The 20,975-nt window shown below is 60.3% G+C and carries 17 protein-coding genes; 12 read left to right on the top strand and 5 right to left on the bottom strand.

Going from position 1 to position 20,975, the window contains the following annotated elements:
• Nucleotides 1-219: 219 nt before the first annotated feature.
• The 3 genes from galE to SOP85_RS27970 form a co-directional block, all read right to left on the bottom strand.
• The gene (galE, locus tag SOP85_RS27980; protein ID WP_323628966.1) at nt 220-1,197 is read right to left on the bottom strand and encodes a UDP-glucose 4-epimerase GalE; all 978 of its coding nucleotides are present in this window, start codon (nt 1,195-1,197) and stop codon (nt 220-222) included.
• 83 nt (nt 1,198-1,280) lie between these two features.
• The gene (locus tag SOP85_RS27975; protein ID WP_442967951.1) at nt 1,281-3,911 is read right to left on the bottom strand and encodes a glycosyl hydrolase family 5; all 2,631 of its coding nucleotides are present in this window, start codon (nt 3,909-3,911) and stop codon (nt 1,281-1,283) included.
• Between the two features lie 5 nt (nt 3,912-3,916).
• Nucleotides 3,917-5,443, bottom strand: a complete 1,527-nt coding sequence (locus SOP85_RS27970) for an O-antigen ligase family protein (RefSeq protein ID WP_274076137.1) — start codon at nt 5,441-5,443, stop codon at nt 3,917-3,919.
• Between the two features lie 104 nt (nt 5,444-5,547).
• Here SOP85_RS27970 and SOP85_RS27965 point away from each other — a divergent pair, with 104 nt between their 5' ends.
• From SOP85_RS27965 to SOP85_RS27910, 12 genes are all read left to right on the top strand, one after another.
• A complete protein-coding gene (locus SOP85_RS27965) occupies nt 5,548-6,930 on the top strand; it encodes an oligosaccharide flippase family protein (RefSeq protein ID WP_274076138.1) in 1,383 nt (460 codons plus the stop codon).
• Between the two features lie 263 nt (nt 6,931-7,193).
• A complete protein-coding gene (locus SOP85_RS27960) occupies nt 7,194-8,675 on the top strand; it encodes a GMC family oxidoreductase (RefSeq protein ID WP_323628964.1) in 1,482 nt (493 codons plus the stop codon).
• 96 nt (nt 8,676-8,771) lie between these two features.
• Nucleotides 8,772-9,389: an acyltransferase gene (locus SOP85_RS27955; protein WP_274076140.1), complete on the top strand. Its 618-nt coding sequence runs from the start codon at nt 8,772-8,774 to the stop codon at nt 9,387-9,389.
• Nucleotides 9,382-10,338, top strand: a complete 957-nt coding sequence (locus SOP85_RS27950; RefSeq protein WP_323628963.1) for a glycosyltransferase family 2 protein — start codon at nt 9,382-9,384, stop codon at nt 10,336-10,338. Before SOP85_RS27955 ends, SOP85_RS27950 begins: the two co-directional genes overlap by 8 nt.
• Nucleotides 10,339-10,346: 8 nt before the next feature.
• On the top strand, nt 10,347-10,871 hold the full coding sequence (locus tag SOP85_RS27945) for a serine O-acetyltransferase (protein ID WP_274076142.1): 525 nt from the start codon (nt 10,347-10,349) through the stop codon (nt 10,869-10,871).
• The gene (locus tag SOP85_RS27940; protein WP_274076143.1) at nt 10,868-11,851 is read left to right on the top strand and encodes a glycosyltransferase; all 984 of its coding nucleotides are present in this window, start codon (nt 10,868-10,870) and stop codon (nt 11,849-11,851) included. The genes SOP85_RS27945 and SOP85_RS27940 overlap by 4 nt, the downstream gene beginning before the upstream one ends.
• Nucleotides 11,852-11,858: 7 nt before the next feature.
• Nucleotides 11,859-12,782: a DUF535 family protein gene (locus SOP85_RS27935; protein ID WP_323609364.1), complete on the top strand. Its 924-nt coding sequence runs from the start codon at nt 11,859-11,861 to the stop codon at nt 12,780-12,782.
• A 69-nt stretch (nt 12,783-12,851) separates the two neighbouring features.
• Nucleotides 12,852-14,054, top strand: coding sequence for a glycosyltransferase family 4 protein (locus SOP85_RS27930; RefSeq protein WP_274076145.1), 1,203 nt, complete (start codon nt 12,852-12,854; stop codon nt 14,052-14,054).
• Nucleotides 14,051-15,238, top strand: a complete 1,188-nt coding sequence (locus SOP85_RS27925) for a glycosyltransferase family 2 protein (RefSeq protein ID WP_323628962.1) — start codon at nt 14,051-14,053, stop codon at nt 15,236-15,238. Before SOP85_RS27930 ends, SOP85_RS27925 begins: the two co-directional genes overlap by 4 nt.
• A complete protein-coding gene (locus SOP85_RS27920) occupies nt 15,238-15,981 on the top strand; it encodes a WecB/TagA/CpsF family glycosyltransferase (RefSeq protein WP_323628961.1) in 744 nt (247 codons plus the stop codon). Before SOP85_RS27925 ends, SOP85_RS27920 begins: the two co-directional genes overlap by 1 nt.
• A gap of 242 nt (nt 15,982-16,223) precedes the next feature.
• Entirely contained in the window at nt 16,224-17,369 is a 1,146-nt protein-coding gene (locus tag SOP85_RS27915; RefSeq protein WP_323628960.1) for a hypothetical protein, read from the top strand.
• 66 nt (nt 17,370-17,435) lie between these two features.
• On the top strand, nt 17,436-18,548 hold the full coding sequence (locus SOP85_RS27910; protein WP_323609361.1) for a glycosyltransferase 61 family protein: 1,113 nt from the start codon (nt 17,436-17,438) through the stop codon (nt 18,546-18,548).
• Nucleotides 18,549-18,619: 71 nt separating this feature from the next.
• On the opposite strand, the gene SOP85_RS27905 is transcribed toward SOP85_RS27910, so the two are convergent.
• Both SOP85_RS27905 and SOP85_RS27900 read right to left on the bottom strand, forming a co-directional pair.
• Nucleotides 18,620-20,044 carry an undecaprenyl-phosphate glucose phosphotransferase gene (locus SOP85_RS27905; RefSeq protein ID WP_323628959.1) on the bottom strand — a complete coding sequence of 475 codons (1,425 nt, stop codon included), beginning with the start codon at nt 20,042-20,044 and terminating at the stop codon, nt 18,620-18,622.
• Nucleotides 20,045-20,384: 340 nt separating this feature from the next.
• Nucleotides 20,385-20,906: a cytochrome C gene (locus SOP85_RS27900; protein WP_274076151.1), complete on the bottom strand. Its 522-nt coding sequence runs from the start codon at nt 20,904-20,906 to the stop codon at nt 20,385-20,387.
• Nucleotides 20,907-20,975 lie beyond the last annotated feature (69 nt).

The raw sequence follows: 20,975 nt of genomic DNA, 5'->3' as shown, positions 1-20,975 counted from the left end.
GTGTCACGCCACAAACCCAACATACCCCACAAATCCTGTAGGAGCTGGCTTGCCAGCGAAGACGGCCTCAAGGTCGACCAATCTCTCACGGCTGTAGCCGATCCCCTGTAGCTGGCTTGTCGGGTCGCCGCATCGCAGCGAAGGCGTCCTTGAAGCCGACTAATCCCTCACGGGTGTACCCGGACCTACTGTCCCACCGCAGCAACCCCAGCAGTACATTCAGTGCCACGGATACTTCTTCTCCCACTCCCACGCATGCGCCACGATCTGCTCCAGTGTGGCGTATCGCGGTTGCCAGCCCAGCAAGCTCTTGGCCCGTCGAGCATCCGCCACCAGCCGTGGCGGGTCGCCAGCGCGGCGGGGCGCTTCACTGATGAAGATGTCCCGGCCGGTCACGCGACGCGCCGTGTCGATCACCTGCTGCACCGAGAAACCCTGGCCATTGCCAAGGTTGAAAGCCGTGCTGGCACCCCCCGCCAACAAATAGTCCACCGCCTGCGCGTGAGCGGCCACCAGGTCGACAACGTGGACGTAGTCGCGGATACAGGTGCCGTCCGGCGTGTCGTAGTCAAAGCCAAAGACAGTAATGGTCTTGCGCCGCCCGGAGGCTGCCTGCAGGACCAGCGGCAGCAGGTGGGTCTCAGGTTCGTGGCGTTCGCCCAACTGCCCCTCAGGGTCTGCGCCGGCCGCGTTGAAGTAGCGCAGGCAAACCGACCTGAGCCCGTAGGCGCGGTCGAAGTCTTCCAGTACCTGCTCCACCATCCACTTGCTGCGGCCATAGGGGTTGATCGCGGCCTTGGGGTGCGCTTCATCGATTGGCACATACGCCGGGTCGCCATAGACGGCGGCGGTGGAGGAGAAGATGAAGTGCTTGACCTCGGCGCGAACCATCGCCTTGAGCAACGTCAGGGTCGCCGCCAGGTTGTTCTGGTAATACTTGGCCGGCTCCGTGACGGACTCACCCACCTGGATGAAGGAGGCGAAGTGGAACACCGCATCGAAGCGGTAGGTGCCGAACAGCGTGTCCAGGGCCTGGGCGTCGGCGATGTCGAGTTCGACCAGTGTCCCGCCCAGCACCGCGCTGCGGTAGCCCGTGGAAAAGTTGTCCGCCACCACCAGTTCGTGTCCCGCGCCAAGGAGCTGCTTGACCATGTGCGAACCGATGTAGCCTGCGCCGCCTATCACCAGGAATTTCATGCCGCTCTCCTTGATATCGATGCGGTGTCAGCGCGAGGCGGCCGACCCGTCCTTTAAAAGACCTTTGCTGTCACTTGAGACTGTCACTCGCTTGCGATGCTCGCTTGCGATGCTTTTTTCAGGAACAACCAATTGGACGCCTGCAGGCCGTCGAATTTGATCGTGTAGCGCCCATCCTGGTAAGTGGCCGGCAGTTTCCCAGGTCGTCCTCCGGGGCCGCCCTGGGTGTACAGGGTCAATCCCGCCGGGGCCTGGAGGGTCAGGGTGCCCTCCAGAGGCTCCACGTAAAATGGCGTCTTGTCGCCGTCCCTGGGGATGGCCCGGGTGCCCAGGGAAATCAGCAGGTCAGCGGACTTGCCGACGGGCGCGCCGTCCAGGCTTTGCACGACAACGCTGGCGTAGGCGGTCTTGATCTGTACCTGGATATTGCCCAACTTGATCGACTCACCGCCTATCCAGCCGGTGGCCGCCTGGGTGCGGGGCGTATCGATGGTGTAGATGCCTTGTTTCCAGTTGCGCTTGAGCTCACCGGTGTCCGTGGTGGACTCGGTGGCCGAGGCGTCCAGTAGCGACTTTGCCGGGTCATGAAACACCTGGGCGTTACTGGCGATGACGCCCGGTTGCAACCAGGGCAGTTGCGGCGTCCGGGGCATGGCGATCTGCAGTTTTCCTTTCTCCATGGCGGTGCGCAGCAGGGCCGAGTTGGCCGGTGTAATGCTCTGGTTGAACAGGGTCTCTGGCGTCGGCGCGAAGACATAGGTGGTCCTGGCTTCGTGAACGTCGGCGCGACGATAAAGCAAGGCGGCGGCGGGCAGGGTGGCCAGCATGGCCGGGTCGTTATAGGCGTGCCAGTTGCCCGCCGACATCCCTTGCTCGGAGAGCCCTTCCTGGCTATAGGCATATTGCATCAGCGCGTCCCAGCCCTGATGGCTGGCCGTGCCGGCCACATAGAGTGGCAGCGAGTGACGGTCGGCGATCGGGAAGGGCTCGTTGTTCCACTCAGTGACGGTCAGGGGTTTGCCGACGACCTGGCCGGCGCCAATCCAGTCCACCAGGCTGGCGCTGGTCAGCGGGTTTTTCTCCAGCGACCCCGGGCCACCGTAGATATGCACGTCGACCACGTCTCCGGCGGTCAGGGCCGGCAGGGCGCTGAGGCCGTTGCCGCCCCAGCTGCTGGTGGTGGCAATCGGCACTTTCACGCCGGTCTCGCGCAGGGAAGCGATCATGTCGACGTTGAAGCGCCGTTCCAGGTCATTGAGGAATAGCTTGGCGGGGCCAGGCTCCCAGGATCGCCAGGTCTGGTCTTGCGACAGGTCGTGCTGTTTGGCAAAGGCCTTGGCCGCGTTCATGTACAGCTCGGTGTGCCGGGGTACTGATTTGTCGGGCAACAGGGCGTTGCCATAGTGTTGGGTGATGTCGTTTTCGTTGGTGATCAGCACCGCGGCAATCGCCGGATCGTCCTTGTAGGCAAGGCCGGTATAGCTGTTGACGTGGCTCAGGTAATCCCTGGCAAAGCGTTTCATGGCCTGCTGGATTGTGACGTTTACGTAGGCGTAGCCCTTGAGGTCGGCGATGCCATACTGGCTCTTCGGCAATTCATCGAAGCCAAAGATGTTGTCGTTCGCCCAGAGGGCTCGTTCGACGTGCATGTCGAGCCAGACATAGATGCCCTCGTCCTTCAGGCTCTTGATCCACAAATCGAGCTTCTTCAGCGATTCTTCGTTCAGGTGCTGGGTATCGTGCACGACCCTGCCGTCACCGAAGATGTTGGGCAAGACCCACGGCGAGTCATGGTGGTGCAGTCGCACCAGGTTGAACCCCAGGGCCGAGAGGCGCTTGGCCTGCAGCTTGATCGCATCGTCCGGCGTGCGAAACAGCGTATAGGCCGAGAGGTTGGTGCCCCAGAAGCGCGCCGGGGTGTTGTCGGCAAACAGCAGTTGCTCGCCGACCGCCTTGACGAAGCCACGCTTGCCCGCAGGCTTTTCCTGGGCATTGAGAAAGGACAGGTCGACCGGCGCGGTCTTCCAGTCCAGCCTGTCGCTCGGCCAGCTCTTCGGGTCCGCGACGCCGAAGCGCTCGGCGGCGGTTGGCCCCAGCGCCACATCGCCGGACACGCTAAAGGTGGCCTTGACGGTTTTTCGACCGGGCTTGATCCGGTCCTTGTAGAAGAACGCCCGCACCTGGGACTTATCACCCGGTTCGAAATACACACTCTCCAGCGCGGGCTCAAAAAGCATCTCCATGCGCCGCCCCTGGGCATTGCCCCAGGACCAGCCACGGTTGCCGGGCAGCAACACCGGCACGCCCATTTCTTCGGCCAGGGCCGGGTCGAAATTGAAGACGATGCCGCCGCCCATCACGTTCGACTTCATGCTGCGGGCATTGAGGACCAGGTCCATGCTCAACGTCTGCTGGTCTTCCTTGCGAATCTGCCCGGTCGCGTCGAAATCCAGCCTTTGGCTCTTGCCTTCCATGGCGTAGACATAGGGCGAGATCACCTTGAGCGAGGGGGTAAAGTCCGCCCAGTCCCAGTTGCTTCCCCAAAACACGAATTGAGAGGCCATGGCAGGGCTGCCGCCGCGCGTGACCTGGGGCAGGCCACTGCGTTCATCGACGCTGACGACCCACTCCGCCGCCCGGGTGCCGGACGGCCAGATGACAAGAAACAGGAGAAAGACTGATAGCAGAGGCATGCGGTGAACAAAACACGTCATGAGCGTTACCAGGTCTGTTGAAGGGCACTCTTGCTGCTTGCAGTCTCCGCGCGCTTGAGCCTGCGCGCCATCTGAGCATAGGACACGCCCAGTCCGGCCACCGACCAATACACCACGGGGATGACCGTGATGCTACTGACGGTGATGATGGTTATCAGAATCCCGGCCAGGGTCGCCAGCAGCGCCCGTCCCAATCGTCGCGACTCATCATCCTTGTTGGGGTACGAACGCATCGCCTTGCGGATGCCGAGCACAATGGTGGCGAAAAACGCCACGAAGAGCGTGAGCCCGATCAAGCCCATTTGCAGGGCGATGCCGATATAGGTGTTGACGATGTCGATGATGCCCTGGCCCTGGATCAGTGACTGCATTTCCGGAGTGCTGCGGTAATCGAAGGACCCCAGCCATGGATTCCGCTGGATGACGATCACCGAGTTATCGATCAGCCGCTGACGGTAAGTGATGTTCTCGGCTTCTACCGAGCCGATGAAGGGCAGCAGATCAATGATTTTTTGTCCGCCAGGCACAATGGCCAGCAGCGGCAGGGCGAGTACGGCGGCGACTCCGAGCAGCATCAGGCGCCTGACCGCATAACGGCCGGTGCCGATGAACATGATGATCATGACCGCGGCACCGATCCACGGGCCGCGCGACAGGGGCGCGAACAAGCCCCCGGCGAGCAGGAGGGCGCCGAGCCGTCGTTGCAGTTTGCTGCGCACGCCCTCCTGCAGGAACAGGTAAAAGCCGATGGCCACGGCAATCACATAGCCCAGCGCAATGGCCTGGCCCGTGGTGACGCTGGCGCGCAGCGAGCCGCCACGGCTGAGATAGGTGGAGATTTCCCATTGCACGCCCATGGCGTAGGTCAGCGCGTTGTAAAGCAGCCAGCGGCGGGAAAATTCGAACAGACCGATCAGCGACAGCACCATGGCAGCGAGTAAAAAGCCCAGCATTACGTCCTTGAAGTCGCTGACATTCTTCACGGCTCGACTGGCCACGTAGTAAGGCAGGAAAACGTCGAGGAACAGATAGAGCGATTGGCGCAGGGTGTCTGTGGGCGTGGTCTGGCGCAGGAAAAGAGCGGACGTCAGGAGCAGATAGGCCAACAGGAGCTTGTCCGGCCAGGTGCGCCCGAAGGGCAGGGTGTCTGGTCGCCTGCGCAACGCCAGGAAAGCCGGGAGCAGTATGCACAGTGACAGTAGCCGTACATGGTTCAGGTCAAACAGATAGTTGATCAGGCCGAAGCCGGGGACCTGCGCCGAGGCGGGTGGAATGAGAAACAACAGCAGGAAAAATAACGCCATGGGGTTGCGTTCGCGCTGTCGCGACACCGTCAGGATGATGGCGGTAACGCCCGCATACACCCAGAAACTGTGGGAAAAAAAGGCCACCAGCGTCAAGGCAAACCAGAGGTTGCGCCGCCGCGTGAAATCACTGTGAGGGATCAGGTCTGCCGCCGGTCGCCGTGCAAAAGCGAAGACGATACCGGCAAGGACCAGGATGACGACTAACGCGCGAAAGTGCTCAGGCATGGGCTACCGATTTATTTGATGAGTGAGCGATGGCTAATGGCTAGTGCTTTGCCTAATAGCGACTATAGTACCTTTCGAGTCATCCAATACCGGGGATTGATGTTATGCCTTCAGTTCACATATCGCCATCGTTTGGCCTTCGTCGTAAAGCGATATCTGCTGGGGCATGGAACCTCGGGGCGCTGGTCACCTCGCAAGCGATTCGCCTGGGTGGCAACCTGGTGATGACCCGTCTGCTGATGCCGGAAATGTTCGGCATCATCGCCATCGCCACCACCGTCTTGTTCGTCCTGCACCTGCTGTCCGACGTGGGGTTGCGGCAGAACATCCTGCAGAGCACGCGGGGCGATGACCCGGAGTTTCTCAATACCCTGTGGACCGTGCAGATCGTGCGCGGCTTTGTGCTGTTCGCCTTGACGCTGCTTCTCGCCGCCGCGGCCTGGTATTCGCAAGCCATCGATTTCTGGTCGCACAACTCCACCTATGCCTCACCGCAATTGCCGGCGGTGCTGGCCTGGACCGGCGTTACCGCGATCATCTACGGGTTCCAGTCGACAAAAGTCGACCTGGCCGTTCGCGCTTTCCAGCAAAAGAAAGTGGTGATCGCCGAGTTCGCTTCCCAGGTCGTCGGCTTGCTGGCGATGCTGGTCATCGGTTATTTCACCCATTCCATCTGGTCGCTGGTGGCTGCCGGGCTGATCACCGCGCTGGTCAGCACGCTGCTTGGGCACTACTGGTTCGAGGGGCCGTCCAACAGCCTGCGCTGGGAACGCGCAGCGCTCGACGAACTGGTGGTCTTCGGTCGCTGGATCCTGTTGTCTTCGGCCGTGGGCGTACTGTCCATGCAGGGCGACCGGATCATTTTCGGCGGCAGCATGACAGTCACCGAAATGGGCGTGTATTCCATTGCCGTACTGATCCTCGGCGCGGTCCAGACCGGTGTACTGAAAGTGGTCGGGGCCGTGGCCCTGCCGGCCTTCGGTGAGGCCGCGAGAACCAATGACTTCGATCGTCTGCGCCGGTTGTATTTCAAATTCAAGATGCTGGTCGACGTTGCGCTGCTGTTTCTGTGCGGGCTGTTCTGGGTCACCAGTCCATTGATCATCAGCATTTTGTACGATGAGCGTTATCACGATGCCGGCAAGATGATGGCCATTCTGTCGACGTCGTTTTTCATGATGCGCTACATCGTGGCCAACCAGATCTGGATCGCCCTGGGGCTCACCAAATACCAGGCCATCGACAACATCATTCGTGTCGTTTCGTTATGGGTGGTGGTGCCGGTATTGCTGGCTATCGGTGGCGTCGAATACGCGATCTGGGGGGTCGCGCTGCATACATTGCCTACCCTGGTGCTGGTTGTGTATGTCAATCGTCGCGTGGGTATCCTCGATATCAAGCGCGAGCTGATGGTGTTGCCTATGCTGGTGGTAGGCGCCTTGTGTGGCGAGTTGGTGCTGGTCGTTTTCCGCTGGCTATTCGGTTGAACCGGTCTGCCGGGAATGTTGAAGCACCCTTGAAATCTGCGATGCAATCTCGATCCCATGGAGCTGTGAGTGATGAGTGAACGCGTGTTGAATAACTCTGCCATCAGTCGCAGAGGACTCATTCGGGCATTTGCCCTGTTAAGCCTGGGGGGGCTGGTAGTGAAATTTTCCGGGTTTGGGGCCCGGTCTCCTGCAGGAAAATCGGAGTTTGTCGTGATCAACGGGTGGGTGTTACCTGCCGCGCATTTCCGGTAACTGCACCTATGATCAAAGACTACCAAACGCAGAAAGACCTGCGCGATCACTATGATTTCTGCATCGTTGGCGCAGGCCCGGCCGGCATCACGCTGGCCTTGCGTTTGGCTGGCAATGGCTGGCGCGTCGTGCTTCTGGAGGGCGGGGGGCGCGAATATGCCCCGTATTCACAAAGCCTCTACAAGACGTCGTCCACGGGGCTTGAGGCCTACACGGAAGAAACCCGCCTGCGCTACCTGGGCGGCACCTCCAACCATTGGGCCGGGCGTTGCCGACCCTTGGTGCCTTCGGACTTTACCCTCGCCCCGCAGGGGACTCTGCCCGGCTGGCCCATCGCGTTTTCCGAGATGGAGCGCAATCTGCCAGCGGCCATGGCCATTCTGGACCTGCCACTGGACTCGGGGTTCAAGACCGTCAACGCGGCCTTCAACAGCGAGGAATTCGAAGCCGACCGTTTCCTGCTCAGCCCGCCGACGCGGTTTGCCCAGAAATATGCCAAGGAACTTGACGAGACCGAGGGCCTGGACGTCTTCATCAACTGCAATTGTGTCGACCTGGATTTCGACAAGGACACTGGCCGTATCGTCGCCGTTGTCGTGTCCGATTACGAACGCAACCAGGAGCGCATCTCGGCCAAGCAATTCATCCTGGCCACCGGCGCGATCGAGAATGCCAGGCAGCTGCTCAACAGCCAGTCATTGGCCGCCGCCGGCGTGGTCACCGAGGATGGCATGGTCGGTCGATGCTTCATGGAACACCTGAACATCGCACTGGGTAACTTCATCCTCAACGACGGTGAAAGCAGGGAATCCAGGCAGTTCTTCACCAAGGATGCCTTTGTGATCGAGCATCATTCCGGCAAAGGCAATGTCACCGCTTCCCTGGTGTCGCACGTGGAAACCTATGGGCGCATGGCGGCCATCAAGGGCTTTTTCGAGAATCTGGCCTGCAAGGCTGGCGTGGCGCACAAGATCGAGTTCATTGCCAAGTTCAACTGTCCCGGTGACGGGGAACTCGCGACGATGATCGAGCAGTTTCCCAACCGCAAGAGTCGCCTCTCATTGACTGAAGAGCGCGATGAACTGGGGATGAGAAAGGTCAACCTCAACTGGGAGCTCGCCCCCGAAGACCGTGAGACCATTAAAAGCATCGGCCTGGAGGTGGCCAAGTGTTTTGCCGAAGAGGGGCTTGGCTATGTCAAGCTGGACGAAGCGGTCTATGACGTTTCCTTGCCGCTGAGGGTCGGGCCGCATGCCCATCACATGGGCACGACCCGGATGGCGACTTCCCCGGAATTCGGGGTGGTTGATCAGAACTGCAAAGTGTTCGGCACCAACAATCTGTACGTCACCGGCAGCAGTGTTTTTGCCACGGCCGGCGCGAGCAATCCAACCATGCCGCTGTTGCAGCTGACGCTGCGGCTGGCGGACTACCTCAACCATCAAATGGGTCCTGCGCAGGGCAGATATTCTTCAGTGGAACAGTCTTAGGGAGAGCAACCAAAGCAGGGTGCCACTACAACAACAACCATGGTGCATCTGGTCTTGGTACCGATGTGAAACGCTGAAATTTGTGAGGCTGACAGGATGATTGGGCTAGCAAAGCGTGCAATACGTTACTACGTAAACAAAACGGGTCGGGGCAAGGGGCTATTCAAGAAGTTTTGCCACCCCACCGGCTATGAATGGGCAGATTACCTGGCGCGCTGGGGAGGCATATATTCGGTCGGCAAGGGCGTGTGGATCAATCCCGGCTGCAACATCCCCGACCCTTCGCTGTTGCGCATTGGCAACAACGTCGGCTTGTCCGATTGCACGATATTCGGGCACGACGGACTCATTGGCGTATTCGAGATCAGCGCGGGTAAACAGCTCGACTCCGTCGGTGCGGTCGATATATTCGACAACTGCTTTATCGGTTATCAGTCCATCATCATGCCGGGTCGCAAAATCGGTCCGAATTCAATCGTCGCCGCCGGTGCCGTCGTCACCCGGGATGTTCCGCCCGGTGTCGTGGTGGGGGGGAACCCGGCGAAGGTGCTCTGCACCGTTGAGGACCTGATCAAGAAAATCGAAGAGCGTTGCGAAGACTATCCGTGGATGGAACTCATCCGCCAGCGCGGCACTCACTTCGACCCGGATTACGAGCCCAAGCTCAAGGCCATGAGAGCGCAGTACTTCTTCGGCGAGAAAGCCAATGAGTAGCGCGCCCCTGGATGTGCTCGTGGTCAACTACAACACGGCGGGCCTGTTGCAGCCGATGTTCAATGCACTGCGCCAGTCCAAGCGTGCCGATCCGGCGCGCTACCTGGTGGTGGACAACGCCTCGGCGGACAATTCGCTGGATTGCCTGGGCGATATTTGCCCAGAGGCCGTGCTGCTGGCCAATAAAGACAATGTCGGTTTTGGCCGGGCCAATAATCAATTGGTCGAACACCTGCAGGGCAAGTACGCGTTGCTGCTCAACACCGACGCATTCGTCTCCGACGACACCTTGGCCAAGACCCTGGAGTACATGGAGGCCCATCCCGATTGCGGAATCCTCGGTGTACGCCTGGTCGGTCGGGATGGAGAAATGCAGCCATCCTGCCGCTATTTTCCGACGCCGCTTAATGTGTTCCTCGTGACGGCCGGGCTCGAACGGTTTTTCCCGTGGGTGAAACTGGTCGACGACCTGGAGTGGGATCATGCCTCGGTGCGCGAGTGTGACTGGGTGCCAGGCTGCTATTACCTGATCCGCCGTGAAGTGATCGACAAGGTCGGCTTGTTCGACCCGCGCTATTTCCTCTACTACGAGGAAGTCGATCACTGCCGGCGCGTCAAGCAGGCGGGGTGGAAGGTGGTCTACTACCCCCACACGACGGTGGTACATATTGGTGGCGAGAGTGCCAAGTCGGTCGACAAGCTGAACATGGACGGTCGCCAGCTGCAGACGCTGCAAATCGAAAGCGAGCTGTTGTACTTCCGCAAGCATCACGGTTTATCGGGGCTGGCGTTTCACATGCTACTGGTCTGCCTGTGTGACCTGATCCTGGGGCTCAAGGCCTTGTTGAAAGGTCGCGGCCGGGCCGCCATCAAGGCCTGTTGGCAACATACACGGGTGACCTGGGCGCTGCTGCGCAAAACCAGACTCGGTAGCCAACCCACACGGTAGGACAGTCCATGTTCGATAACATACGTGCGGACTTGCGAGCATACGAGGGTGACTGGGGCGCCCAGGGTTTCTGGGTGATGCTGGTGTATCGCTTCGGGCGCTGGCGCTATGGTGTGCGCCCGGCGCCGTTGCGCAAATTGCTGTCGTTCATCTACAAAGTGCTCTTCAAGCTGGTGCAGATCGTGACGGGTATCGAGCTGCCGTGTGAAGTGGTGGTCGGGCGCAACTTCGTCATCGATCATTTCGGCGGCATCGTGATCAGTGGTTACGCGCAGTTTGGCGATGACTGCCGGATCCGCAATGGCGTGGTCGTGGGACTGAAGAACGTGAACGAGCCGATTGCTCCGGTGATGGGCAACAACGTCGATATCGGCACCGGCGCCAAGGTGCTGGGCAACATCCGCATTGGCAACAATGTGGTGATCGGTGCCAATGCCGTGGTGTTGACCGACGTACCGGACAACTCGGTGGCCGTCGGTGTGCCGGCGACCATCAAGCAGCGCAAGCTCGTCGATGCCGGGGAATACTCATGACCACGACGACGGGGGTGGGCGTCGTTGTCATCGGTCGCAATGAAGGCCAGCGCCTTGAGCGTTGCCTGGCGTCGCTGGTCGGCGCGGCGCAGCAGATCGTCTATGTCGACTCCGGATCGACCGATGGCTCGGTGCAGATGGCGCAGAGGCTGGGCGTCGAGGTGGTCGAGCTGGACATGAACATTGCCTTCACCGCGGCCCGGGCGCGCAATGAAGGGTTTGCCCGCTTGCAACGCTTGTTGCCGTCGATGCGTCATGTGCAGTTCGTCGATGGCGATTGTGAAGTGGTCGCCAGTTGGTTGCCCCATGCCCAGGCCTTTCTGGATGCGCAGCCCGAGGTGGCGGTGGTGTGCGGGCGGCGCCGCGAACGATTTCCTCAGCGCTCCATTTATAACCTGATGTGCGATCTCGAATGGGATACGCCAACCGGTGCGACCAGCGCCTGTGGTGGCGATGCCCTGATGCGCGCGGACGCCTTCGCCACCGCGGGCGGGTACCGGCCGGACCTGATTGCCGGGGAAGAGCCGGAGCTCTGTGTGCGCCTGCGAGCCAAGGGCTGGAAGGTCTGGCGCCTGCCTGCGGAAATGACCTTGCACGATGCGAGCATGACCCGTTTCGGCCAGTGGTGGCGGCGTACCCTGCGCGGTGGTTATGCCTTTGCCGAGGGCGCGTTTCTACATGGCGGCGCGCCGGAGCGCCATTGGCGCCGCGAGTCGCGCCGTGCCTGGTTCTGGGGCCTGGGCGTGCCGCTGGTTACGCTGATTGCCACGCTGATACTCGGTTGGCCGGGGCTGCTGGTGCTGCTGGTCTATCCCCTGCAGGTCGCGCGTCTGGCCCGGCGCGGCGCAGGCCCGGCGCGGCAAAACTGGCTGCTGGCGTTCTTCCTCGTACTGGGCAAATTTCCCGAGATGGTCGGGCAGGTCAAGTTTCTTTTGAACAGGTTCGGTGCCGGCAAATCCGCGCTGATCGAATACAAGTGAGACTTCGATGGACTATTGGTTGATCGTCAAAAGCGTCTTCTCCGTGCACGCCGGCTATTCCCTGAGGGCATTGAAGAACAAACTCAAGTTCCTGCTGTTGGTGGCCAGGAACCGGACCGAGCTGGACCTGTTTTTCGGGCGCATGTCCAACGCGCTGGGCAGTACCGGTATCGAAAAACTCGGCGGCGATGCCCTGGGTGTCGTGCACTGGCCCTACATCAGCAAAAGCTGGGGCGCCCAGGACAAACTGGGGGTCATGGCCTCGCACTACGAGGTGGTCAGCAAGAGCTGCCCGCAATTGCTGCTGTTCGGTCGCGACGACAGCCTGGTCCTGAGCGATCTGACGGCCTGGTCGCCAGGTTGCACCCTGGTGCTGGACCGCCCGTTCTGGTTCATGCGTGAGGGCGAGCTGGTGCTGAACCTGTTCCAGGGCGATCTGCGCATCGCCTCGATCGCCTTCACCCTGTGTTTAACGGACGATGAGCTGTGCATCTTTATCGGCGCCGTCCAGGGCATCCATAAAGGCATCGAGAGCGACAGGTCGCTGGCCATCTACCGGGATGTCACCAAGGACTTCGAAGGCTTGCGTCCCCGGAGCTTCCTGATTGAAGTGACCAAGTACATTGCCGGCAATATCGGTGTCGGCAAGATCTACGCGGTGGGGGACGTCTATCGTCACCATCGCCACCCTTATTTTGGTGCGCACAAAGCCCAGGAGCTGGCCGCCAATTATGATTCGATCTGGCTCGAACACGGGGCGACCCCCTCGGAGCGCGAAGACTTCTTCGAAATTCCCATGGCCTCGTCCAGAAAGCCGCTGGACACCATTGCTTCAAAAAAACGCGCCATGTATCGCCGGCGCTATGAGCTGCTGGACGATGCCTTTGCCCAGGTCGACAAGGTGCTGACGGGCAGCTACGCAGTGCATTGACGTCACCGGTTACTGGACTACTGTGGGGGGACCTGCAGTAACAAATTCGACGACAAAAGCCGGGTGCCCATGCGTATCGCTTACTTCATCAATCAATACCCGAAGGTCAGCCATAGCTTCATTCGTCGCGAGATCCTGGCGCTGGAACGCCAGGGCTTTGAGGTACAACGCATCGCGCTGCGAGGCTGGGATGCCGAGTTGGTGGACGCCGAGGACGAGTCCGAGCGCAGCAAGACCCAGTATGTGCTGGAGGGCGGCGTCAAGGCACTGTTGAAACCGGCGCTCGAGGTGTTGCGCGCCCAGCCGAAACGGTTTTTTTCGACGTTGTGGCTGGCGTTGCGCATGGGCCAGCGCGCCGATCGATCCTGGCCGTACCATCTGGTCTATTTGCTCGAAGCGTGCCGCGTCCTGGCATGGATGCAGGCATTCGGCGCCCGGCATGTGCACGCCCATTTCGGCACCAACTCGACCGAAGTGGTGATGCTGGCCAACGCCCTTGGCGGGCCGGCGTACAGTTTTACCGTGCATGGCCCGGAAGAGTTCGACAAGCCGCAGTTCATTCATCTGGGCGAGAAAGTCCGGCGCTCGGCGTTTGTCGCGGCCATCAGCGCCTATGGGCGCAGCCAGCTGTATCGTTGGGTCGACCACGCGCACTGGGCTCGGGTCAAGGTCGTGCATTGTGGCCTGGAGCGGGCCTTTCACGACGTGCCGGCGGTGGCGGTGCCGTCCGCGCCGCGGTTGGTCTGCGTGGGGCGCCTGTGTGAACAGAAGGGCCAGTTGTTGTTGCTGGAGGCCGCGCGCCGCTTGGCTGAGCAAGGCGTGGCGTTCGAGCTGGTCCTGGCCGGCGACGGCGAAATGCGTCCGCAGATCGAAGAACTGATCACCCGGCATGGCTTGCAATCCCATGTGCGAATCACCGGCTGGATCAGTAGCGAGCAGGTGCGCACGGAAATTCTCGCCGCGCGGGCCCTGGTGCTGCCGAGCTTCGCCGAAGGCTTGCCGGTGGTCATCATGGAAGCCATGGCGTTGCGCCGCCCGGTACTGACCACCTATGTCGCGGGCATTCCGGAACTGGTACGCCAGGGCGAGAACGGCTGGCTGTTTCCCGCAGGCGCGGTGGACGAGTTGACGGCGGCACTGGCGGACTGCCTCGCGCAACCTGTCGAAGTGTTGCAGCGCATGGGCGAGGCGGCTTACCAGCGCGTGCTCGAACGCCACGATATCGATACCGAAGCGACCAAGTTGGCTCATCTGTTCAAGGCGCAAGCATGATCACATTCCTCAATTGGCTACTGGGCGTACCGCTGGCAATCCTCCTCCTGCCGGTGCTGGTGCTGTTCGTGCAGGTGCTGCTGGCGGGCTTGCCGGTGCGAGGGTCGGCACCGGCGCGACGCCCGCGACCGCGGGTGGCGGTGCTGGTGCCGGCGCACAATGAGTCCTCGATCATCACGGCCACCCTGGATTCCCTGCGCCCGCAACTGCTGGAGGGCGACCGCCTGCTGGTGGTGGCGGACAACTGTTCCGACGACACCGCGGCAACGGCTCGCGCGGCGGGCGCCGAGGTGGTGGAACGCAGCAACGATCAACAGCGTGGCAAGGGCTATGCGCTGGATTTTGGCGCGCGTCATCTGGCCAGCGATGCGCCGGACGTCTTGATCATTGTCGATGCCGATTGCCAGGTCAGCGAGGGCTTCATCGAGCGCCTGGCCATCCAGTGCATGGACTCAGGAAGGCCAACCCAGGCCCTTGACTTGATGCGTGCGCCGGCGGGTTCCGGGTTGAAGGTGCAGATCGCCGAGTTTGCCTGGTGCGTGAAAAACAAGGCACGCCCGCTGGGCTGGGCCCGGCTGGGATTGCCCTGCCAACTGATGGGCACCGGCATGGCGTTCGTCTGGCGCGACCTGCCCTTGATCACGCTGGCCAGTGGTCACATCGTCGAAGACCTGAAAATGGGCCTGGATTTCTGTCGTGGCGGCAAGCCGCCGTTGTTTTGCCCCGACGCCCTGGTGACCAGCTATTTCCCGCGCAGTGACGAAGGCCTCACGACCCAGCGCACGCGCTGGGAGCACGGCCACCTGGGGGTGATCCTGGGAGACGCGCCAAAATTGCTCGGCGAGTCGATTGCCCGGGGCAACTTCAACCTGCTGGCCATGACCCTGGATCTGCTGGTGCCGCCGCTGGCCTTGCTCACATTGTTGCTGGGCGCGGCGTTTACCTTGTCCTGGCTGGTGTTCTTCCTGTTCGGCGCCTGGCTGCCGGCCTTGATCGCTTCGCTCGGGGTGGCCCTGTTGATGGTGACCATCCTGCTGGCGTGGAGCCGGTTCGGTCGCGACATCATCGCCTTTTCCGCGTTGCTCTATGCGCCGTTCTACGCCCTGAAGAAAATTCCCCTGTACCTGGGCTTCCTGGTTAAACGCCAGGTTGAATGGGTGCGGTCCAAGCGAGACGACTCCTGATGCGCGCTTTGACCTGGCAGCACAACTGGCAAACGATCATCCAGTCACTCAGGGTCATCAGCGACGCCGATGAACAGCAGCGCCTGATCGAGACGTTAACCAGGCCGCAAGCGGCGACGGTGCTGGGGTTCGTCAATGCCCATGCGATGAACCTGATCGCCAGGGACAACGACTACTACCAGGCACTGTCGGCCGCCGACGTGTTGCTGCGCGATGGCTCCGGCATGTCCATCCTGTTTCGCCGAATGGGCCGGGTGCCGGGGCTGAACATGAACGGCACGGACTTGATCCCCAAGTTGCTGGCGGCGTACAAGGGACGGCGTGTGGCCTTGTGGGGCACGCAGGAACCTTTCCTGGCCAATGCGGCCAGGCATTGCGAGGCGGCGTGGGCGGTCAATGTGGTGTCTGCCCACCATGGTTTCGCCGAGGTGCAGACCTACCTCGACCTGGCCCGGCAACATCAGCCGGAACTGGTGGTACTGGGCATGGGCATGCCCAAGCAGGAAGTCGTTGCGGCCAGGCTGGCGGCCAGCGGCGTGCCGTGCCTGATCGTGTGTGGCGGGGCGATCCTGGACTTTCTCGGCGGCAAGGTGAGTCGCGCTCCGCAATGGATGCGTGGCCTGGGTTGCGAATGGGTGTTCAGGCTGGCCAGTGAGCCCAGGCGCCTGTTCAGTCGATACGTAGTCGGTAACCCAATGTTCATCTTGAGGACGCTTGCCTGCACGGCACCGACTGGCGGGTAAGTCTGGGGCCAATATATACAGGGTCGGCGCTGCAATATCTTGCAAAACTCTGGCACAGCATCTTTACTGCTCATATACGCGACGACTTGCTGGCGCGGTCGGGACTTGTGTCGTAATTAGTGAAAAAAACGACGAAAGTTTGACGTCAACCGCCACTGGTATCGAAGCCTGGGTTCCAGTGTCTTATTCCTTGATTCGAACTTTCGAATAATCTTTCCTTAATTAATTAGTGTTAATACCAAATGAAAGAATATGTTAAGGCACTGTTGCGTCAATTGATTACGCCGTCGGTACGCTTTGAACTGAGGAAAGCCCATGCCTGGCTGCGCGATATTGCCGGTCGAGCCTGTTTCTGGCGCTGGGAATTTGTCAGGTTCAAGCTGCGCGAAGAGAGCGCTTACGACATTTTCTATGTGGGGCGCAAAGCCCAGCGCGACTTTGTGAAAGTGCTCATGGGCGCTGAACCTCAGGTCGCCAATCAGCAAGTTGAACCGGATAAATCGGGTCGAACGGTATTTGTCAGTGAAATACCGATGCCGGGCGCACTCTGTGTACCGCAGTATCTTAGCGCTGTTGTACCCCTGGGCAGATCGATCGAGGATATAACCGCCAGATACAACTCCGAATTGCGCCGCAATCTTCGCAAGAACCGCCTGCGCTATCGCCTGAAACAGGCGTTGAACGATGACGAAATCGAAAGCGCCGACCAGGGCATGCTGCAACCCTATGCCAGCGCCAGGCATGGCACGTCCGCTTCGCAAATCGAGCAGCAGGAAGTGCGCCGGGTGGCGAAAACCGCCGCCGGGCGCCTGGATCTGGTGCTGCTGGAGGACGAAGTCGTCGCCTGCCACCTTGGCTGCGTGATCACCCGCGCGGGCAAGCGCTACTGGAGCACGATCCGTTTCGGCTACCCGGAAACGGTCTACTCGGATGCGAAGAAGCTGCGCGAGATCAACTCCATCACCACCTTCATGGCGTTGGAATGGGCCTTGGAAAACGGTTTTGATTATTACGATATCGGCACCTGCCTGGCGCGTCCGGACGATGGCTTGCTGGAGTGGAAAAGAAGGCGCGGCGGCGATGTCGATACGCTGAACAACCACGGTTATCTATTTGTCCGATTGCCCAAGGTAGGCGTCGCGCAATTTCTCTGGGAAACCCCTCTGTTTGCCGTAGAGGGTAAAAAACTGACCTTGCATCTGGGTTTGCCGGATGGGCCGAGCGATGAGGAAATCGCCGAGCGTTATCGTGAAATGGGTTTTGGTGGGCTCTCCAGGGTCTATCTGCATTGCGCCAAGGCGCCACCGGAAAAACTGCTCGAGACCCTACGCGGTCGCTACAGTCATCTGAAATCGCCCCCTGCCATGGAAAGCCTGATGTGCAACTGAACCTGACGTCGAGCAAGCGATGACAAGCGTTATTGGTAGTTAAACGTATTCAGAGTGGTAATCCTTATGTCGCAATCGAACCTGTTGGTGAGCGGCGCTGGGGCGAAATGGAGTTTTGCTGCGTACAAACACATGTTCAAAGAGAAACTTGCCAGGAAACCGCCGCTGGATCTGCAAAGTGTCGCGGTGAAAACCTGGGAAATGGCCCCAGCGGATGCATCGGTCGCGCCGCCTGCGTTTTACCTGCCCAACCAGCTTGAGCGGGTGACAGGATGGCAGTTTTATCCCTTCGAGCATCCCCGTCGCACCATGGAGGGCAACGGTCTTGTCCAGCACGGCCCGACACGCGCGTTTCTTCTCAAGGACGCCTGGTTGATCGACGGCGCGCTGTACAAAGGTGATGCCAAAACCTGGTTATCGCCCAGGTCCGGGTGGTTGCCGAAGGTTCGCATAGAAAACGAAATCGATCGCGGGGCGATGTATTGCACCGTGGGTGGGAACAAGTGGTTTGGCTCGTGGATGGTGGATGACTGTATCACCTATCCAATGGCCGCCCAGGAGGGCATCCCGGTCACCACGTCGCTCGCTGAAACCTCCATTTCCGCCGCCAGGCACGGGATACTTCACGCGCCGGGTTATGAAGACTGGCTGGGGATGAATCCGGTTCGTGTGCGCAATGCGTTTTTTCGCGAGCTGGTGATCTTTGACGACATCAGTCACAACCGTCATAAGCACCTGCGATTTCGCGCAATGTCTGAAAAGTTGCTGTCCCATGTCGATGCCAGTTCTCACCCAGGCGTGTTCGTCCTGCGGGGCAACAAGGGCGAGTTGCGTTTGTTGCGCAATGAACTGGAGCTGGCCGAACGTCTGCGTGAGCGCCGGGGGTTTCGCATCATTGACCCGTCCAAGTGCGATGTACCGACCATCGTCGCGGCCTGTGCCGGGGCCAGGACAGTGATCGGCATCGAAGGCAGTCAGCTCATACATGGCGTCAATCTACTGCAGCCCGGCGGTTCGCTGCTGATCCTGCAACCGCCTGATCGTTTCGTCTGCTTCTTCAAGTACCTGACGGATCGCGATCAGCAGAACTTCGGTTTTGTGGTGGGTACCCCGGACGGCGAAGGTTTCCGCATCGACCCCGACGAGGTTGAGCGCACGCTCGATCTGTTCCCGGCCTGAACCCCTGTCTCGTTTGTAACCCGGTAGCGCTGATAACCAGCGCTACTCGAGGTTATGCATCCATGACGCAACTAGTAGGCATGCTTGCCCGAGAAGGCGGTCACCGTGCGGGCAAGAATGACGAAGTCGAGCCACAGCGACCAGTTGTTGATGTATTCGATGTCAGAATCGACCCGACGGATCATCTGCTCGATATCCTTGGTTTCACCCCGGTAGCCGCGCACCTGGGCCAGGCCGGTGATGCCGGGCTTGATGTTGTGGCGCGCAAAGTAGTCGGCGATGTCGGGTGAATATTGCGCATCGTGCTGGATGGCATGGGGACGAGGCCCGACCAGGGACATTTCGCCCATCAGCACATTGAACAGCTGCGGCAGTTCGTCCAGGCTGGTCTTGCGAATGAAGGCGCCGACCCGGGTCATGCGCGGATCGTTCTTTTGCGCTTGCTTGACCACGCCGTCTTCAGGCTGGTGGACCTTCATGCTGCGAAACTTCCAGATGCGAAAGGGCCCGCCACTCCAGCCCATCCGTTGCTGGCGGAAGAACACCGGCCCCGGGCTGTCGAGCTTGATCGCAATGGCGACGATGGCCAGCACCGGCGCGGCAAACAGCAGGATGAGAAAGGCCAGCACGCGGTCTTCCAGGTTCTTGAGCAGCAGCCGCATGCCCATCAGTGGCGTTTCGGACAAGGTCAGCACGGGAATGCCGGCAATCTCGCGAACGCTGTGATTGATCAGGCGCAGGGAAAAGATGTCCGGCACCCAGTTGACCGAGATGTGCTTGTCGAACAACTTCAGATACACATCCTTGATCACCTGCGAACCGTCCAGTGGCGTGACGAAGTAGACGGTGCGAATGGAATGTTGCGCGACCAGGTCATCAAGGTCGGACAAATTGCCCAGTATCGCCAGGCGGTTGGGGTTCTCCGAGCCATCCTTGCCATGGTCATCGGCCGCTCCGATCAGTACGGAGCCGACGACCCGTTCACCCAGCCAGGGATTGTTACTGATTTTCTGGTGGAGGAAGTCGGCCAGTTCTCCCGAGCCAATGATCAGCGCGTTGTCCCGTTGGGTGGGATGCGCCAGGAACTTCTTTTGCAGTTCACGCGTCCCGAGGTGCAACAGCAGTTGGGCAAAATAACCGATGACGAACAACTCACCGACCAATAGTCGTGAGTAGGTTTCGCTTTGTTTCGTAAGAAAGGCCATGGCGACGAGAAAACAAAAGGCGGCGGTCCATGCCTTGAACAGTTTGAAGGCCTTGACGGCGAACCCGACGTTGCTTCGATAGATGGCGTAGTGGTCGTACACGACGGCCAACGCCCCCAGCAACAGCAGGACCATGATCACATAGGCCTGGGTGATGTAGCCGATGTGATAATCAATCAGGTACCACGCGACACCGGTGACAGCCAGGCTATCGAGGCCGGCCTGGATAAAGATACTGGTGCTGCTTCTTCGCTGGAGTACGGAACGGCTACTGCTCGGCTCAAAAATCATGATCAGATCCCATTTTTGCTACCCCCTCGCGCCCAACAGGAACGCGATCCAGGTCAAAACTACCCTCGTTTCAGAGCTTTAGCCTCAGCGGCAAGCTACTTATAGTCGAGAAATCCACCCTCCACCGAAAATCCCGAGGCAGGGGAGAATGCGGGTCCCGTGCTATCACTTTAGCAGCACTGTGGATTCATTCACGTTATGGACGAAGTTTAGTCGGGAGCAGTGATGCAGGCGCCGGCTGGCCTGCTTTTCGGGTATCTGGACGACCATCGGTCGCAAGGGGATTATTCGGGCAGGCGCGAAGGCCTGGGCCCCGGTTGTGTCAATGCGTTCGCTGCTGTCAGTTGTTCATCCCGTCTTCGATGGCGATGCCTTGAGCGCGCATCCTGTCGATCAGTTCGGCGCGGGTGCCCGGCAGATTGAGCATGGTCTTGGCGCGCAGCGCCGCCACTTCGTCGGCGCTGTAGGGCTGGTAGTCGGCGGGTCTGCTTTTGCCGGCCATGCCATCCTCGCGCATCAGCCAGTTGAGCAGGTCAGCCAGTTGCGCGTTGTTCAACGCCGATTGCGACATGCCCGGCACACGCACCAGGAATTCACGGCCGCCCGGGACTTTCAGGAAGTTGCCGACAAACCCGGTCATTCTCGGCGTGTCATTGGCCGCCGAGCCCATGCCGTTGCCCAGGTGGCAACCGGCGCATTGCAGCTGGTAGTTCACGCCCACGCTGTAGCCGGCTTCGGCGATGGGCTTTTGCAGTTCTTCGTTGCCGGGGGCGTGACGCTGCGTCGGGTCCGGGATGGCCCGGGCATGGACTAGCGGGGCGCTGAGGGCGCAGACGAGACCGAGGACCAGCAACTTGCGCATAGATGTCTCCTTTTGTAGGAGCCCGGCTTGCCGGCGAAGGCGTCCTTATAAACGCCTTCGCCGGCAAGC

Origin of the sequence: Pseudomonas sp. YuFO20, assembly GCF_035064975.1 — a bacterium.
In the GTDB taxonomy this organism is placed as follows: Bacteria; Pseudomonadota; Gammaproteobacteria; order Pseudomonadales; family Pseudomonadaceae; genus Aquipseudomonas; species Aquipseudomonas putida_AE.
The sequence above is the reverse complement of the archived record's forward strand: the minus strand, read 5'-3'. Positions and strand labels throughout refer to the sequence as shown.

Excerpts from the sequence above, each read along its gene's own strand:
- galE (WP_323628966.1), bottom strand. The coding sequence starts at position 1,197 with ATGAAATTCCTGGTGATAGGCGGCGCAGGCTACATCGGTTCGCACATG.
- SOP85_RS27975 (WP_442967951.1), bottom strand. The coding sequence starts at position 3,911 with ATGACGTGTTTTGTTCACCGCATGCCTCTGCTATCAGTCTTTCTCCTG.
- SOP85_RS27970 (WP_274076137.1), bottom strand. The coding sequence starts at position 5,443 with ATGCCTGAGCACTTTCGCGCGTTAGTCGTCATCCTGGTCCTTGCCGGT.
- SOP85_RS27965 (WP_274076138.1), top strand. The coding sequence starts at position 5,548 with ATGCCTTCAGTTCACATATCGCCATCGTTTGGCCTTCGTCGTAAAGCG.
- SOP85_RS27960 (WP_323628964.1), top strand. The coding sequence starts at position 7,194 with ATGATCAAAGACTACCAAACGCAGAAAGACCTGCGCGATCACTATGAT.
- SOP85_RS27955 (WP_274076140.1), top strand. The coding sequence starts at position 8,772 with ATGATTGGGCTAGCAAAGCGTGCAATACGTTACTACGTAAACAAAACG.
- SOP85_RS27950 (WP_323628963.1), top strand. The coding sequence starts at position 9,382 with ATGAGTAGCGCGCCCCTGGATGTGCTCGTGGTCAACTACAACACGGCG.
- SOP85_RS27945 (WP_274076142.1), top strand. The coding sequence starts at position 10,347 with ATGTTCGATAACATACGTGCGGACTTGCGAGCATACGAGGGTGACTGG.
- SOP85_RS27940 (WP_274076143.1), top strand. The coding sequence starts at position 10,868 with ATGACCACGACGACGGGGGTGGGCGTCGTTGTCATCGGTCGCAATGAA.
- SOP85_RS27935 (WP_323609364.1), top strand. The coding sequence starts at position 11,859 with ATGGACTATTGGTTGATCGTCAAAAGCGTCTTCTCCGTGCACGCCGGC.
- SOP85_RS27930 (WP_274076145.1), top strand. The coding sequence starts at position 12,852 with ATGCGTATCGCTTACTTCATCAATCAATACCCGAAGGTCAGCCATAGC.
- SOP85_RS27925 (WP_323628962.1), top strand. The coding sequence starts at position 14,051 with ATGATCACATTCCTCAATTGGCTACTGGGCGTACCGCTGGCAATCCTC.
- SOP85_RS27920 (WP_323628961.1), top strand. The coding sequence starts at position 15,238 with ATGCGCGCTTTGACCTGGCAGCACAACTGGCAAACGATCATCCAGTCA.
- SOP85_RS27915 (WP_323628960.1), top strand. The coding sequence starts at position 16,224 with ATGAAAGAATATGTTAAGGCACTGTTGCGTCAATTGATTACGCCGTCG.
- SOP85_RS27910 (WP_323609361.1), top strand. The coding sequence starts at position 17,436 with ATGTCGCAATCGAACCTGTTGGTGAGCGGCGCTGGGGCGAAATGGAGT.
- SOP85_RS27905 (WP_323628959.1), bottom strand. The coding sequence starts at position 20,044 with ATGATTTTTGAGCCGAGCAGTAGCCGTTCCGTACTCCAGCGAAGAAGC.
- SOP85_RS27900 (WP_274076151.1), bottom strand. The coding sequence starts at position 20,906 with ATGCGCAAGTTGCTGGTCCTCGGTCTCGTCTGCGCCCTCAGCGCCCCG.